Origin of the sequence: Methylibium sp. (assembly GCF_965279545.1) — a bacterium.
Classification (GTDB): domain Bacteria; phylum Pseudomonadota; class Gammaproteobacteria; order Burkholderiales; family Burkholderiaceae_C; genus Methylibium.
Genome location: NZ_OZ257250.1, coordinates 1,968,934 through 1,982,910, shown reverse-complemented (window position 1 = coordinate 1,982,910; position 13,977 = coordinate 1,968,934). Strand labels below are relative to the sequence as shown.

Below are 13,977 nucleotides of genomic sequence, written 5' to 3'. Positions count from 1 at the left end.
CATGAAGATCCGCCCCGCCCACGAACTGCGCCTGCTGCTGCTCGCGCTGCAGTTCTTCACCCGCGTGCCCGTCGCCGGCCGGCTCGCCGCCTGGCTGGGCTGGGACCCGGCGTGGCTGAACCAGAGTGCGCGCTACTTCCCGCTGGTCGGCGCCTTCGTCGGTGGGGTGGCGGCGCTGGTGCTCGGGGCGGCGGCGATGCTGTGGCCGATGCCGGTGGCCGTGGGCCTGTCGATGGCGGCGACGATCCTGCTGACCGGTGCCTTCCACGAAGACGGCTTCGCCGACACCTGCGACGGCCTGGGCGGCAGCGCCGAGAGAGCGCGCGCGCTGGAGATCATGAAGGACTCGCGCATCGGCGCCTACGGCGCCATCGGCATCGTCGCGATGCTCGGCCTGAAGGCGCTGGCGCTGAGTGCGCTGCCGCTGGGCTGGGCGGCGGCGGCGCTGTGCGTGGCGCACTCGCTGTCGCGTGCGGTGGCGGTGAGCCTGAACCGCTGGCTGCCCTATGCCGGCGACCCGGCACACGCCAAGGCCAAGCCGCTGGCGCGGCAGGTGTCGGTGGGCAGCTGGGTGGTCGCGTGTGCGTGGCCGCTGGGGCTGATCATCGCCTTCGCGTGGGCGCGCCACGGCAGCGACAACTTCGCGCTGCCGTCGCCGCAGGCCTGGGCCGCGGCGCTGGCGGCGGCAGGGGTCACCGGCCTGGTCTGCGCACGCTGGTTCCACCGGCGCCTGGGCGGCGTGACCGGCGACACGCTGGGCGCCGCGCAGCAGCTCAGCGAGCTGGCCGTCTACCTGGCCGTGCTGGCGCTGCTCGGGCGATGAGCACGGCGGCGCACCCGGCGGGGCTGTTCTGCGCCTGGCGCCACCCGACGCCAAAGGGCGCCGCGGGCCGCTGCATCGGCGCGCGCACCGACCTGCCGGTCGATCGCCGCAAGGCCAAGCGGCTGGCGCACCACATCCGCGCCGTCGCACGCCGCAAGGCATTGCCGCGCGTGGTGGCCACCTCGCCGCTGGCGCGCTGCCGCGACGTGGGACGTTGGCTGCGGCGTTTCGGCTTCCGGCATGTCGTCGATGCGCGGTTGGCCGAGTTGGACTTCGGCGCCTGGGAAGGGCGGCTCTGGTGCGCGATCGAGCAGCTCGAAGTCGATGCCTGGGCGCGTGACCTGGCCGGTCAGGCGCCGGGTGGCGGCGAGCGCGTGCAAGCGCTGCTGGCGCGTGTGGCCGCGGTGCACCGGCAGCCGTCGGCGGCGCTGCTGGTCACGCATGGCGGGTGGTTGTCGGCAGCCGCGTGGCTGATGCGCGGCGAGCCGAAAGCGCCGACGGCGGGCGAGTGGCCGAGGGCGCCGGGCTACGGACGGTGCGTGCGGTTCGCGGACCTCTCATCCACCGACGACCGCGTGGCCGCCTGACATCTGCACGAGCCGGGTTGCTTCCTGCGCTTGCGGGACTACAGTTGATCAGCTTGCGAAAGGCAGCGCGCAACACGGAGGAGACGGCATGAGTCAGGATCCGTTCGCAGAGTTGAAGACGCGACAGCGCGAGATGTGGGCATCGTTCGGGCCGACGGCCCTGTTCACCACGCCGGTGGCTGCTCACCTCGTGAAGTTTGCGGAGATCGGTGCCGGCGAGTCCGTGCTCGACGTGGGCACGGGCACCGGTGTCGTGGCCATCACGGCGGCCCGGGCGGGAGCGCGGGTCACGGCACTCGATCTCACGCCCGACCTGCTCGAGCAGGCGCGCGAGAACGCTCGCATCGTTCAGCGCGAGGACATCGTGTGGACCGAGGGCGACGCGGAGCAATTGCCCTATGCCGACGCGTCGTTCGACGTCGTGCTGAGCCAGTTCGGACACATGTTCGCGCCGCGCCCCGACATGGCGGTCGCGGAAATGCGTCGCGTGCTCAAGCCGAACGGACGGATCGCCTTCGCCACCTGGCCTCCGGAGCACCTGGTCGGCCGCATGTTTGCCTTGGTGGGACGGCATTCGCCGCCACCGCCACCCGGGGCCTCACCGCCGCCGCAGTGGGGCATTCCCGCCACCATCACCGAGCGCCTGGGCGCCCGCTTCGACGCCGCCTTCTTCGAGCGCGGCACGATGACCGTCCCCGCCCTCAGCGTTGCGCATTACCGCCTGTTCATGGAGCGTTCGGTCGGACCCATGCAGAAGCTCGTCGAAAGCCTCGCCCGCGAGACGCGCCGACTGGAGGCCGTTCGGGCCGAGTTCGATGCCTTGGTCGCGCCCTACTACTTCGACAATGTCGTGCACCAGAGCTACCTCCTGACGCGAGCGCAGGCACGCAGCTGATACGGCATTCAAACGCATGGTCCACACAACGACCCGCCCCAGCGCTGCCACCACCGCGGCCGGCCGGCAGACACTTTGAACGCCGGCAAGCCACGTGCACGAACAGCTGCAAGGAGCCGAAGGTCGCCGATTGACTTGATGCGGGTGAGCGCAACCGGTTATCAGTCGAACACGACCACGCGGTCGCCGGCGCCCGGCCGGCAGGCTCCGGTCATCGGCTCCCAGCCGTGGCGGATGACCACCTGCTGCTCGTCGTGACACAGCTCGACGCGTTCGGCGCCCGGCACCCGCTGGTGCACGAAGGCCTCCATGGAGGCCGGCATGCTGATGCGAAATTGCAGCGCGTAGCGATCCTCTTCCGGATGGTCGTCGACGTGGACCCAGGGGATGAAGTTCGCGGCGAACATCAGCAGCTGCGAGCCGACCTGCACCGGGGCGGGCGCGTAGCCCTGCTCGATCAGCCAGCCTTGCGCGCGCACGCGCAGACCGTCGGTGTCGTCGAGCGCGCCCCAGGCGGCGGCCAGCAGCTCCATCACCCACTGGTTGCAGTTCTGGTAGCGCGGGCTGAAGGGATAGGCGTTGGCGCTGTAGGTCGCGGCCAGCAGGTGCAGCGCAAGCGCCTTGTCGAGTGCCGCGCGCTCCAGCGCGGCCGCTTCGGCGCGGGGCAGCAGCACGATGGAGACGTAGCCGATCGCCGGGTCGTCGGCGCCGAACAGGAAGCCGGCCACGCCCTGGTCGTACAGCCGTGGCCGGGCTTCATCGCAGGCGTAGTAGAGCTGGCGCACCGACCAGGGCCCGTTGCCGCTCGCCTTCAGGCTCACGCCGGCATGCGAGTAGCGCACGCCGAAGCGGCTCAGGTCCAGGCCCGAGCGGGCGATCAGTGCCACCGCCTGATCGGAGTCGTCGAGTTCCTGCTTGACGACCGCGGCGAAGCGCAGCAAGTGGTCCTGCTGACGCACGGTCAGCGGCGACGCGCGGTCGCAGAAACGCGAGGCGCCGGACGAGGCGTGGCTGGTGGCCGCGACCGCGCAGAGGCTGACGGCCAGCAGCAGCGCGCGCACGGTCAGAGTGCCACGGCGTGCGGGTCGAACTCGCGCTGCCAATCGTCGCGCAGCACCAGGAAGAAAGCTTCGCGCGTTTGCGCGCGCGCGAACTCCAGGCCGTAGGGGCGGTGACGCGCGCTGACGATGTTGCCGGGCGCCAGGCCGTGTTGTGCCAACGTCTGGCGCGGCAGGTCGAGGAAGAATTCGCTGGCGCCGGGGCCGGGCGCGGTGGCCTGCATCTTCAGTCGCAGCACCGCGGGGCGCTCGGCCACTTCGGTGACCTCGATGATGCGGTAGTCGCCCTCGGCAACATCCTTGTCGCGCGACGAGCTGTTGCTCGAACCATGGATCGAGTCGGACACGCTGCCCGACGAGGCAGAGCCGGCGCTCGATGCGGACGAGGCGAAGCTTTCCGCCCTGCAGGGCGTGGCCGTGGCGATGCACAGCAGCGTGATGCAGGCGAGGCGCGTCGGGGTGAGGGTCATCGGAGGCTCCGGACGATATGAGGGCGAAGTTGCGCGAGCGAGGATAGCGCGGGCGCCGCCTGCACCGGCCCGCCTCGTCAGGTGGGCGCACCAGACGCAGCGTCGCGCGGACCTCGATGGCCTGATGGGCCTTGTCGGCAGGGGCCTTCACGACGACGGCTTCCAGGCCCACCAGTCCGGCTTCCGGCGTGCAGTGGATGTCGTCGGCATTCGCCTTGGCCGGGCTGTCCGAATGCTCACTTGATGCGACGCACCTGCACCACTGCCGTCATGTCGAGGTAGGCGTCGGGCTCGCCATACCAGACACCGGTGACCGGGGCTGCCTGCCGCGGGTCGCGCGCCACGCCCACGCGTATGTGCTGGCTGCCGCCGAGCAGGTTGTTGGTGGGATCGAAGGGCACCCAGCCGGCGCCCGGGAGGTAGGCCTGCAGCCAGGCGTGCGTCGTTCCCGCGCCGACGGTCGGACCGGCGGCCGGATCGCTGCCGACCCGGTCGAGGGCGGGGTCGTAGAGGTAGCCGGAAACGAAGCGCGTGGCGATGCCCAGGCGTCGCACCGCCTCCATCATCAGCAAGGCGAAGTCGCGACAGCTGCCGCCGCGCAGCTTGAGGGTTTCCACCGGCGGCTGTATCCCTTCCTCGTCGCGCGCCACATAGGTGAATCCGTCGCGGATCTGCTGGTTCATCCGCACCAGCAGGTCGCGGGTGCCGGTCGGTCCATCGGTGCGAAGGAACTGGCGGGCCCAGTGCGTCAGTTCGCCTGCCGGATCGTCGTAGAGAGGGCGCATGTAGTGCTCGAGGTCGAACCGCTCCTCCACGCTGTAGGCGAACGGGTAGACCGTCGCACTCGGGGCGAGTGGAAGCTCCAGGTTGTGGGTCTGCGCGTGCTCGATGGCGAATGCACACACGATCTGCAGTTCCGTGGCCGGCTCGATGGGCTGCACCAGTGCCACCGAGTTGGAGTGAGGGTCCTGGATCATCCGCACCACGGCCTGCGGACTGACTTGCAGATCGGTCGTCAGCACGCGCAGGTCATGGCTGTCGCGCGGCCGGAACATGACGCGGTGCTCCCCGAAGGTCACCGGCGACTTGTAGCGGTAGCGGGTGGTGTGCGTGATCCGGTAGCGAATGAACATGGCGCATCGACCGGTCGTGAAGGCGCAGCGCCATGAGCGGTGCACTTCAACCGGCTTGCCTGGCAGCTGGTGAGGCTCGAGTATGGCGGTCCTGCGCGACGCAGGGCGTGCGATGCGGCAGACCTCATGCCGACTCGCCTTCGAGCTTGTCAAATCAGCCGGTGTCCTCCGGCTCATTGCAGCCATTCGCGTGCGTGTGAGGTTGCCGACGTTCGAAGCGTTGACTGGCTAGGCCGCCTGCAGGTACCGCGCGCTGCTGGCGAGGCCGCCGGGCGAGCGGCTCCGCTCATGCCCAGCCGCTTGTATCGCGGCCGGGCGTTCAGCAGCCGAGAGGCGCCTTCCGGCGCCTCTCGCGCGGCTTCACTCCCCCGGGTCGGCCCGGGGGCCGACCCCTCCTCCTCTACTTCGCTGCGCCGCTCACCCGGCGCCCTCGCCAGCACTCACCGTTGCCGCCTGCGCAGGCCGTCAAACCCAGGCAGGCAGCGGTGGTGGCAGCGCTGGGACGGGTTGCTGTGTGGAGTGAAGTAAAGGAGGAGGGCCGGGCGCCAGCCCGGCCCGGGGGACATGAACGCAACACAGCGACCCGGCGCAGCGCCCGCGCTGACACTGGACAGGCAGCGTTCCGGACAAAGACACCGAACACCGCAACGAACCCTGGCCCAGGCTTCAATCTGATGCGCTTGAATACGATGCCGTATTACGGCATCGTCGTCTTCGGCCTGAAGTCGCACACTGCCGCCACCGCACACTCCCAGCAGCGCGGCTTGCGCGCCTGGCAGACGTAGCGGCCATGCAGGATCAGCCAGTGGTGCGCATCTTCCAGGTAGGCGGCGGGCACGCGTTCGAGCAGCTTGAGCTCCACCTCCAGCGGCGTCTTGCCCGGTGCCAGGCCGGTGCGGTTGCCGACGCGGAAGATGTGGGTATCGACCGCCAGCGTCGGCTCGCCGAAGGCAACGTTCAGCACCACGTTGGCGGTCTTGCGGCCGACGCCGGGCAGGGCCTCCAGCGCCTCGCGCGAGCGCGGCACCTGGCCGCCGTGGCGCTCGATCAGCAGCCGGCAGGTCTCCAGCAAATGTTTGGCCTTGCTGCGGAACAGGCCGATGGTCTTGATGTGCTCGATGAGCCCGTCGAGCCCCAGTGCCAGCATCTTCTGCGGCGATGGCGCCACCGCGAACAACCGGCGCGTCGCCTTGTTCACGCTCACGTCGGTGGCCTGGGCCGACAGCAGCACCGCGGCCAGCAGTTCGAACACCGAGCTGTAGACCAGTTCGCTCGCCGGCTGCGGGTTGGCGGCCTTCAGGGTCGCGAAGAAGGTTTCGATGTCGGCGGGCTTCATGGGCGCGGATTCTGGCAGGGCAAGGTGGTCGCGGGGCACGCGGCCGGGGGCTGCACGACTCGGCCGAGCGCCGGGCCGCCCCAAGCCGGCCGAGACCCCCGCGGGGGGTGGCTGCGGTACGCCGCAGCCGGGGGCTTCATGCTTCGCGCTTCTTGAGCCGGTACTCGACCTGTCCGCGCCGCAGGCGCAGCAGCCGCGCCGCGGCCGAGACGTTGCCGTCGCTGCGTTCCATCGCGCGCTCGAACAGCAGGGTCTCGATCTGCTCGAACGAGGGCAGCCGGGCCAGCAGGTCATCGGCGAGCCGCTTGCACTGTTCGCTCGTTTCGGCGCCGCCACCGACCGCCGCACGCTGCACCAACTCGCCGTGCGCGCCGACGCTCAGCGAACGCAGCTTGAGCTGCTCGCCGCCGGAGAACAGGTGCTGCACGTCGATCGTGCCGTCATCGTCGGCCAGGATCACCGCGCGCTCGACCATGTTCTCCAGCTCGCGCACGTTGCCGGGCCAGTGGTAGTCCCATAGCGCGTCGTAGGCGCGCGTCGTCAGGCCGCCCACGCGCTTGCCGCAGCGCCGGTTGCAGCGCTCCAGGAACAGCGCGACCAGCAGCGGAATGTCCTCGAGGCGCTCGCGCAGCGGCGGGATCAGGATCGGGAACACGTTGAGCCGGTAGAACAGGTCTTCGCGGAAGCGGCCGGCCTCCACCTCGCCGCGCAGATCGCGGTTGGAGGCGGCGACCAGCCGCACGTCGACCTTGCGCACGCGCACGTCGCCCACGCGCTCGATCTCGCGCTCCTGCAGCACGCGCAGCAGCTTGCCCTGCGCGGGCAGCGGCAGGCTGCTGATCTCGTCGAGGAACAGCGTGCCGCCGTGGGCACGCTCGAAGCGACCGGGCCGCGAATGGTCGGCGCCGGTGAAAGCGCCTTTCTCGACGCCGAACAGCTCGGCCTCCACCAGGTCGGGCGGAATGGCGGCGCAGTTGACCGACACCATCGGCTGCTCGCGGCGCCGGCTGACCGAATGCAGCGCGCGCGCGAAGCGCTCCTTGCCGACGCCGCTCTCGCCGCGGAACAGCACGGTCGAGTCGGTCACGCCGACGCGGCGGACCAGGTTCGCCACCGCGTTGAAGCCGGCCGAGGTGCCGACGAAGTCGTCGAACTCCGACGCGGTCTGCGCCGACGCCGCAGGGGTGCCCGCGCTGCCGCGCCGCGGCTTCGACGGGGTGCGCACGAAGGCTTCGATCTTGAGGAAGTTGGTCTCGTGCTCGGTCAGGTCGTCCCAGCTCGACAGCGGTCGGCCGACGACGCGGCAGCGCTCGTGGCCCATCGCCACGCATTCGATCTCGCGCCACAGGATGGGGACGCCGAGCACCGCGGTGCAGTAGCCGCTGGCGTAGCCCACCATCATCCAGCAGGCCGGCTCGCCGAACACGCCGCAATGCTTGAGGTGGGCCTCGGCTTCCCATGAAGCGGTCCAGTAGTAGTCGCCCCAGAACTCGCCGTGCTCGCCGTCGAAGTGCATCGCGTCGATCGGCTGATTGCGCACGAAGCCCTCGATCTCGCGCAGGCGCGGACCCAGCGCCAGCATCTCGTCGCGGTCGGTGCGGCCCAGCGTGCGCACGCGCTGGCCGTCCTCGAAGCCCTGCTGGTAGCCCAGCCGGGTGAATAGCTCGCGTGCCTTGCCGGTGCCCAGCTGCTCGATCAACTCGCGACGCAATTCGGCGAACGACGACGCATGCATCAGCAGCATGCGCTGGTCGAACAGCACGATGTGGCCCGCGTCGGGTGAGAAGCGCAGGTGCTCGGTGAGCGCGCGGTCGTTCGATCCTTCGGCGACCGTCCGGGACGGGGCCGCGCGGGTCGGCTGGGGCATGGGGTCTCCTCGGTCCGGTCGGTGGCCGGCTTGTTTTTGAAAAGCCGAAATAGGCCTTTGCGAGCTTCTTCAAATGATGAATCTACGAGGGTCGCAGAACACCCCGGGTTTTCACTCTGTTTTTGAAAAATAGCAATCGAATCAATCGCTTGCGATCACGCGCTCGCATGGCACCGCGCTTGCAATTCCGTGCTCCGTGAACCGGCCGCAAGTGCCGGGCCGACCACTGAGACAAGCGCAGCGATGAGCCGCGCTTCCTTTTTTCCCCTCAGGGTTCCCAATGACACAAGGAAAGAGACATGGAACAGAAGATTGAACTGAAGAAGCGGCGGTACCTGATGAACGCGTGGTACGTGGCGGCGCTGTCGACCGAGGTGGGCCCCGAGGCGCTGTTCCACCGCAGGATCCTCGACACCTCGGTGCTGATCTACCGCAAGCAGGACGGCACGCCGGTGGCGCTGCACGACCGCTGCCCGCACCGCTTCGCGCCGCTGCACCTGGGCCGGCGCATCGGCGACGAGGTGTCCTGCCTGTACCACGCGCTGCGCTTCGACTGCGAGGGCCGGTGCACCCACAACCCGCACGGCAACGGCCAGATCCCCAGGGCCGCCCGGGTGCACGGCTACCCGCTCGAGGAGCGCCATGGCTTCCTCTGGATATGGATGGGCGAGGAGGCCGCGGATCCGGAGCGCTTGCCCAACTTCGACGTGCTCGACAACGGACATCCGAACGCGGTGGCGTACACCTACATGCACATGAAGGCGCACTACGAGCTCATCATCGACAACGTGATGGACCTGAGCCACATCGACCACGTGCACGGCGAGATCATCACCACGCGCGGCAAGCTCTCGCCGCTGGTGCCGCAGATGCGCGAAGGCCTCGACACCCTGTCGGCGCGCTGGGAGTGGCAGCAGACGCCGGCGATGCTGATCTTCGCGAACTTCCTGCCCGAGCCGGCGGCCGAGGCGCGCCACTTCTTCGACATCACCTGGACGCCGCCGGCGAACATCCAGCTGTCGGTGGGGGCCACGCAGAACGGCCATGCACTGGACCTCGAAGGCTGCGTGGGCCAGTACGACCTGCACACCTGCACGCCCGAGACGGCGAACACCACGCACTACTACTTCGCGACGCGGCGCAACCACGTCGTCGAGGACGCCAACTACAACGCGATGAAGATCCAGGCGATGCACGCGGCCTTCGAGACCGAGGACGGCCCGATCATCGAGGCGGTGCACGACGAGATGGGCACCACCGACTTCTTCAGCCTCGACCCGGTGCTGATGAGCAACGACGCCGCGCCGGTGAAGGTGCGGCGCATGCTCAAGCGGCTGATCGAGCAGGAAGGCAAGCCCGCCTGAGCGACGCAGCACGCGAGTGCTGCGGCCGGGGCCTCGCAGCGGTCCTGGCGACGCGCCGGGTTGCTGTCGTCCTTGCGCTCAGCGCCGACTTCGCGCTCTGGCCATCGCCGCCTCGATGACCGCCCGCTTGCGCGCCATCTCTTCGGCGTCGCCGGGCCGGGTCTCGGCCTCGAGATGGGCGAGCTTGTGCGTCGCCTTGGCGGCCAGGCGCTCGTCGTGTTCGCGCTGGGCGCGGGCACGGCGCAGGCCGCGCGCGGCGTAGCGCTCGCGGGCCGCAGCCGCCTCGGCCGGAGACCACGCTGCCCAGCCGGTGGTCTGCGTGGCGTCCTCGAGCGAGATGCAGTCGACCGGGCACACCGGGATGCACAGCTCGCAGCCGGTGCACTGCGACTCGATCACGGTGTGCATCTGCTTGGCCGCGCCGACGATGCAGTCGACCGGGCAGGCCTTGATGCACAGCGTGCAGCCGATGCACCAGGCCTCGTCGATCACGGCCAGCCGGCGCGGGCCTTCAGGGCCATTCACGGGGTTCAGCGGCAACACGGGATGGCCGGTCAGCGCCGCGAGTCGGGTGATGCCCTCGGCGCCGCCGGGCGGGCACTGGTTGATCTCGGCGCGGCCGGCGGCAATCGCCTCGGCATAGTGCCGGCAATCGGGCTCGCCGCAGCGGGTGCACTGCGTCTGCGGCAGCGCGGCGTCGATCGCATCGGCCAGCGCCACCTGCCGCGCGTCGGGCGCGTTGGCGGGGCGCTGGAGCGAGGTCACTTGTGGTGCTTCGCGATGAAGTCGCGGATCTCGGGGTAGGCAAACTCGCGCCAGCGGCGGCCGGCGAAGATGCCGTAGTGGCCGGCGCCCTTGAGCTCGTAGTGGCGCTTGCGCGACTTGGGGATGCCGGTGCACAGGTCCACCGCGGCGGCGGTCTGGCCGGAGCCGGAGATGTCGTCGAGCTCGCCTTCCACCGTGAGCAGCGCAGTGGTCTTGATGTCCTGCGGCTTCACGAGCTCGCCCGAGACGTGCCACGTTCCATTCACCAGCGCGAACTCCTGGAACACGGTGCGGATGGTGTCGAGGTAGTAGTCGGCCGGCATGTCGAGCACGGCGTTGTACTCGTCGTAGAACTCGCGGTGGGCATCGGCGCCGTCATCGTCGCCGCGCACCAGGTCGAGGAAGTAGTCGTAGTGGGCCGTCAGGTGGCGGTCCGGATTCATCGCAACGAAGCCGCTGTGCTGCAGGAAGCCCGGGTAGACCAGGCGCCCGGCGCCCGGATAGTTGGGCGGCACGCGGTAGATCACGTTGTGCTCGAACCACTCGATGCTCTTGTTCATCGCCAGGTTGTTCACCGCGGTCGGCGATTTGCGCGCGTCGATCGGTCCGCCCATCATGACCATCGTGCGCGGCGTCTTCTCGCCGGCACTGGCCAGCAGCGAGACGGCGGCGAGCACCGGCACCGTCGGCTGGCACACCGAGATGACGTTGACGTTCGGGCCGATGTGGCGGATGAACTCCTGCACGTAGTGCACGTAGTCGTCGAGGTGGAACGGTCCGGCCTCGGTCGGCACCATGCGCGCGTCGACCCAGTCGGTGATGTAGACCTTGTGGTCCGACAGCAGCGTGCGCACGGTGTCGCGCAGCAGCGTGGAGTGGTGGCCCGACAGCGGCGCGACGACCAGCACGCTGGGCTGGTCGCGCATGCGGGTCAGCAGCTTCGCGTCGTCGGTGTAGCGCTTGAAGCGCAGCAGCTTGCAGAACGGCTTGTCGATCGCCACGTTCTGCTGCACGACCACGTCGATGTCGTCGACCTTGATGCTCGTGATGCCGAACTGGGGCTTCTCGTACTCCTTCGTCAGCCGGTGGATCAGGTCGAAGCCGGCCGACAGGCGTTGCGCGCCGGGCCCCTGCGCGAACGGCGACAGCGGGTGGGTGTAGAGCTTGGACGAGGCGCTGGCGAACTCGGAGAACGGGCTGAGCAGCGAGCGTTGGGCTTCATAGAGCTGGTAAAGCATGCAATTCCCCGAAGGCGGATCGATCAGCCCGCGGGTGCCACCGAGCAGTCGCCGTCTGGCGGGCCGCGAACGTGCACCGTTGGTGCGCTGCAACAGTGTAGGGGAGAAGCGCCTGATAGGTGCATGCAGGGAGACCCGCGGCCCAGTGGGCTCCGGTGCACCAAAGCGTGACAGAACCGGGTTTCATTTGGTGCACGAGCAGCGTTCGCGGCGGTTGAACCCCCCTCGGGGGTCGCCGCACGCCTGTGGAGGGGCGCATGGGTCCTTCAGCGCTCTCGCTGACCCCCGCCGCGCTGCGGGCCGTCGCCCTGGTCCGCGCGCCGGTCGCCGTTGCCCCCGCGCTCGCCACCCGGTTCGCGCCCGCGCGGCTGCTGCACCCGGGGTGGCGGGTTCGGGACCGCCACTGGGCGCGGCATGACCTGCGGCGAAGGCATGACCTGCGGCACCGGCACCGGCCGCGGTATCACCTGCGGGGATGGCGCGGCCTGCGGCAGGGCGAACTGCGGCGCGGGCGCGGGCGCTGGTGCGGCAGGCGCTGCGCGCACCGGCTGCTCGGGCGGCAGGGACCGCGAACCGCGCTGGTTGCGGCCCGCGTCGCCGGGCTCGGTGTGCGGCTGGCGGTCGCCCGGTTCGGGGCGCACCGCGTCCGGCGGGCCAGGCTCGCGCTGGATCTGGCGTGGCCGTTCGGCGCGGCGCGGCTCGGGCGTGGTCGGCGCCACCGGCACGACACCGCGCTCGGCCGGGACGATCGTCGGACGTGGCTGCGGGGCGACCGGAGCGACCGGGACGCCCGGTGACCGGCCGGCGTTCGCTGCCGGGCCCGCGGGCGGTGCCGCCTCGCGGGGCGATCCCGGCACGGCGGGTGCAATCGGCTCGCGGCCGCCATCGCGACGGTCGCGCTCTGACGCCGGGCGTCGCTCGCCCGTGGACGGTGCATTGGCCAGCGGCGGGCCGCCGCCGCGCGTGCTGTCGGCCGGCGACCGCGCCGCATCCTGTGGACGCAGGCCGCGGCTTGGCGTCGGCAGCAGGGCCGCCGGCAGACCGTTCGGTACCGTGCCCGGCCGCGTGGTTGCCCCAGGGGCCGTGCCGCCGGCCCGGGCTGCCGGTGCGATGCTCGCCGCGACCGGCTGCAGCTGGGCCGCTTGTTGCGGCGTCAGGTCCATGTGCTCACGGCCGATCGGTCGCGCGTTGCGGAAGTGATCTTCGCTGACCATCGTGACCGCGTCCGGGCGCTGCGCGTAGCGGTACGAAGGCCGCTCGACGGGCTCGGGGCGCGTCGCGCGGCGGTCGTAGTTCGGGTGCGGCGGCGGGTTGACGACATGGGTCACGTTGATGACGTTGATCTGCTGCACATAGCGCGGCGAATAGCGGTAGGGCGGGTAGTACCGCTCGCGCGGCCCGAGCGGGAACCAGCCGACCGGAGCGCCGCTGCCGAAGCCGATGCTGACGCTCACGTTGCCCGAGCGCGCACCGACGTAGCCGACCAGTGCCGGCGCGTACACCGGGCGCAGCACGATCGGTCCGGGCACCCAGCCCCAGGCGCCACCGATCAGCGCCCAGCGGCCGTAGTGGAAGGGTGCGAAACCCCAGGGCGCGTCGTCGATCCAGGTCCAGCCCCAGGGGCGCACGTAGCCCCAGTGGCCATAGCGGTAGGGCGCCCAGCCGTAGGGCACGCCGCGCGGGTACCAGACCGCGCCATAGTCCGGCGCGTTGGTCCAGTAGCCGTGCTCGTCGAGCGCCTCGATCCCGGTGGTCTCCGGTGAGACATAGCGGGCCGAGGCCAGGCGGTCCTGGTCGCGGTCGCGCGCCTCGGCCCAGGCATCGAAGTCGTCGCGCTGACCCATCGCGCGCAGCTGCAGTTCGCTGCCGCCGTTCTCGACCAGGCTTTCCTGTCCGGCCTCGAGGTTGAAGCTGTTGCTCGGCGTCACGACGCGCAGCCGGCCGGCGAGCGCGCGCACGGTGTAGGCGCGGTGGTCGGGGTCGTAGCTGACGCGGTAGTCGCCGGGGGCCTGGGCTTCGGCGCGCACGCCGTCGGCCGACAGGCTGAAGCTGTCGCCGGTGGGCAGGCTGCGCACCCGGACGCGCACGGTGCCTTGGGCCACGTCGAGCGCGATGCCGTGGTCGTCGACCTGAGAGAACACCGCCTGCGTGTTGCCGTCGAGGCGCACCGAGGTGCTGCCGATGCGCACCTCGGCCTGGCTGCCGGGCGGGGCCCACAGCGAGGTCTGGCTGGTGACCGGCTGGTTGAGCTTGGCCGCCTCCCATGCCGCGCCCGATTCCGGCGAGCTGTCGACCGACCCGCGCAGCGCGCTGACGCTGCCCACGCGCGCGGGCGGATCGGCCGGCTCCGGTTCGGCGCGGGCGGCAGCTCCGAACAACAGGCTCACGCACAGGGCCACGAGTGCGCTGCGGCTGGCGGTGACTAGGGACTTCATGGGCAT

Annotated in this window: 12 protein-coding genes; 4 read left to right on the top strand and 8 right to left on the bottom strand. The window is 70.4% G+C overall.

Going from position 1 to position 13,977, the window contains the following annotated elements:
* Position 1: 1 nt before the first annotated feature.
* The 3 genes from cobS to ACQY9S_RS09200 all read left to right on the top strand — a co-directional run bounded on the left by cobS (position 2) and on the right by ACQY9S_RS09200 (position 2,305).
* On the top strand, positions 2-823 hold the full coding sequence (cobS, locus tag ACQY9S_RS09210; RefSeq protein WP_428425048.1) for an adenosylcobinamide-GDP ribazoletransferase: 822 nt from the start codon (positions 2-4) through the stop codon (positions 821-823).
* A complete protein-coding gene (locus tag ACQY9S_RS09205) occupies positions 820-1,410 on the top strand; it encodes a histidine phosphatase family protein (RefSeq protein WP_428425046.1) in 591 nt (196 codons plus the stop codon). The genes cobS and ACQY9S_RS09205 overlap by 4 nt, the downstream gene beginning before the upstream one ends.
* A gap of 88 nt (positions 1,411-1,498) precedes the next feature.
* On the top strand, positions 1,499-2,305 hold the full coding sequence (locus ACQY9S_RS09200; protein WP_428425044.1) for a class I SAM-dependent methyltransferase: 807 nt from the start codon (positions 1,499-1,501) through the stop codon (positions 2,303-2,305).
* A 161-nt stretch (positions 2,306-2,466) separates the two neighbouring features.
* Here ACQY9S_RS09200 and ACQY9S_RS09195 read toward each other — a convergent pair whose 3' ends face one another.
* From ACQY9S_RS09195 to ACQY9S_RS09175, 5 genes are all read right to left on the bottom strand, one after another.
* Positions 2,467-3,372, bottom strand: coding sequence for a DUF2145 domain-containing protein (locus ACQY9S_RS09195; protein WP_428425670.1), 906 nt, complete (start codon positions 3,370-3,372; stop codon positions 2,467-2,469).
* Positions 3,369-3,833 carry a hypothetical protein gene (locus tag ACQY9S_RS09190; protein ID WP_428425042.1) on the bottom strand — a complete coding sequence of 155 codons (465 nt, stop codon included), beginning with the start codon at positions 3,831-3,833 and terminating at the stop codon, positions 3,369-3,371. Before ACQY9S_RS09190 ends, ACQY9S_RS09195 begins: the two co-directional genes overlap by 4 nt.
* A gap of 236 nt (positions 3,834-4,069) precedes the next feature.
* Positions 4,070-4,966 carry a transglutaminase family protein gene (locus ACQY9S_RS09185; RefSeq protein ID WP_428425040.1) on the bottom strand — a complete coding sequence of 299 codons (897 nt, stop codon included), beginning with the start codon at positions 4,964-4,966 and terminating at the stop codon, positions 4,070-4,072.
* A gap of 697 nt (positions 4,967-5,663) precedes the next feature.
* Positions 5,664-6,302 (bottom strand): endonuclease III, encoded by a 639-nt coding sequence (nth, locus tag ACQY9S_RS09180; protein WP_428425038.1) that lies wholly within the window; start codon positions 6,300-6,302, stop codon positions 5,664-5,666.
* Between the two features lie 136 nt (positions 6,303-6,438).
* Positions 6,439-8,169, bottom strand: a complete 1,731-nt coding sequence (locus ACQY9S_RS09175; RefSeq protein ID WP_428425036.1) for a sigma 54-interacting transcriptional regulator — start codon at positions 8,167-8,169, stop codon at positions 6,439-6,441.
* Positions 8,170-8,468: 299 nt separating this feature from the next.
* Here ACQY9S_RS09175 and ACQY9S_RS09170 point away from each other — a divergent pair, with 299 nt between their 5' ends.
* Positions 8,469-9,533, top strand: coding sequence for a Rieske 2Fe-2S domain-containing protein (locus ACQY9S_RS09170; protein WP_428425034.1), 1,065 nt, complete (start codon positions 8,469-8,471; stop codon positions 9,531-9,533).
* Between the two features lie 78 nt (positions 9,534-9,611).
* Here the strand turns inward: ACQY9S_RS09170 and rsxB are convergent, their stop codons facing one another.
* From rsxB to ACQY9S_RS09155, 3 genes are all read right to left on the bottom strand, one after another.
* Positions 9,612-10,298 (bottom strand): electron transport complex subunit RsxB, encoded by a 687-nt coding sequence (rsxB, locus tag ACQY9S_RS09165; RefSeq protein ID WP_428425032.1) that lies wholly within the window; start codon positions 10,296-10,298, stop codon positions 9,612-9,614.
* Entirely contained in the window at positions 10,295-11,536 is a 1,242-nt protein-coding gene (locus ACQY9S_RS09160) for a polyhydroxyalkanoate depolymerase (protein WP_428425030.1), read from the bottom strand. Before ACQY9S_RS09160 ends, rsxB begins: the two co-directional genes overlap by 4 nt.
* A 266-nt stretch (positions 11,537-11,802) precedes the next feature.
* A complete protein-coding gene (locus ACQY9S_RS09155) occupies positions 11,803-13,977 on the bottom strand; it encodes a DUF6600 domain-containing protein (protein ID WP_428425028.1) in 2,175 nt (724 codons plus the stop codon).

What these genes read in the sequence shown, in the direction of transcription:
- cobS (WP_428425048.1), top strand. Translation starts at nt 2, where the DNA reads ATGAAGATCCGCCCCGCCCACGAACTGCGCCTGCTGCTGCTCGCGCTG.
- ACQY9S_RS09205 (WP_428425046.1), top strand. Translation starts at nt 820, where the DNA reads ATGAGCACGGCGGCGCACCCGGCGGGGCTGTTCTGCGCCTGGCGCCAC.
- ACQY9S_RS09200 (WP_428425044.1), top strand. Translation starts at nt 1,499, where the DNA reads ATGAGTCAGGATCCGTTCGCAGAGTTGAAGACGCGACAGCGCGAGATG.
- ACQY9S_RS09190 (WP_428425042.1), bottom strand. Translation starts at nt 3,833, where the DNA reads ATGACCCTCACCCCGACGCGCCTCGCCTGCATCACGCTGCTGTGCATC.
- ACQY9S_RS09185 (WP_428425040.1), bottom strand. Translation starts at nt 4,966, where the DNA reads ATGTTCATTCGCTACCGGATCACGCACACCACCCGCTACCGCTACAAG.
- nth (WP_428425038.1), bottom strand. Translation starts at nt 6,302, where the DNA reads ATGAAGCCCGCCGACATCGAAACCTTCTTCGCGACCCTGAAGGCCGCC.
- ACQY9S_RS09175 (WP_428425036.1), bottom strand. Translation starts at nt 8,169, where the DNA reads ATGCCCCAGCCGACCCGCGCGGCCCCGTCCCGGACGGTCGCCGAAGGA.
- ACQY9S_RS09170 (WP_428425034.1), top strand. Translation starts at nt 8,469, where the DNA reads ATGGAACAGAAGATTGAACTGAAGAAGCGGCGGTACCTGATGAACGCG.
- ACQY9S_RS09160 (WP_428425030.1), bottom strand. Translation starts at nt 11,536, where the DNA reads ATGCTTTACCAGCTCTATGAAGCCCAACGCTCGCTGCTCAGCCCGTTC.
- ACQY9S_RS09155 (WP_428425028.1), bottom strand. Translation starts at nt 13,977, where the DNA reads ATGCCCATGAAGTCCCTAGTCACCGCCAGCCGCAGCGCACTCGTGGCC.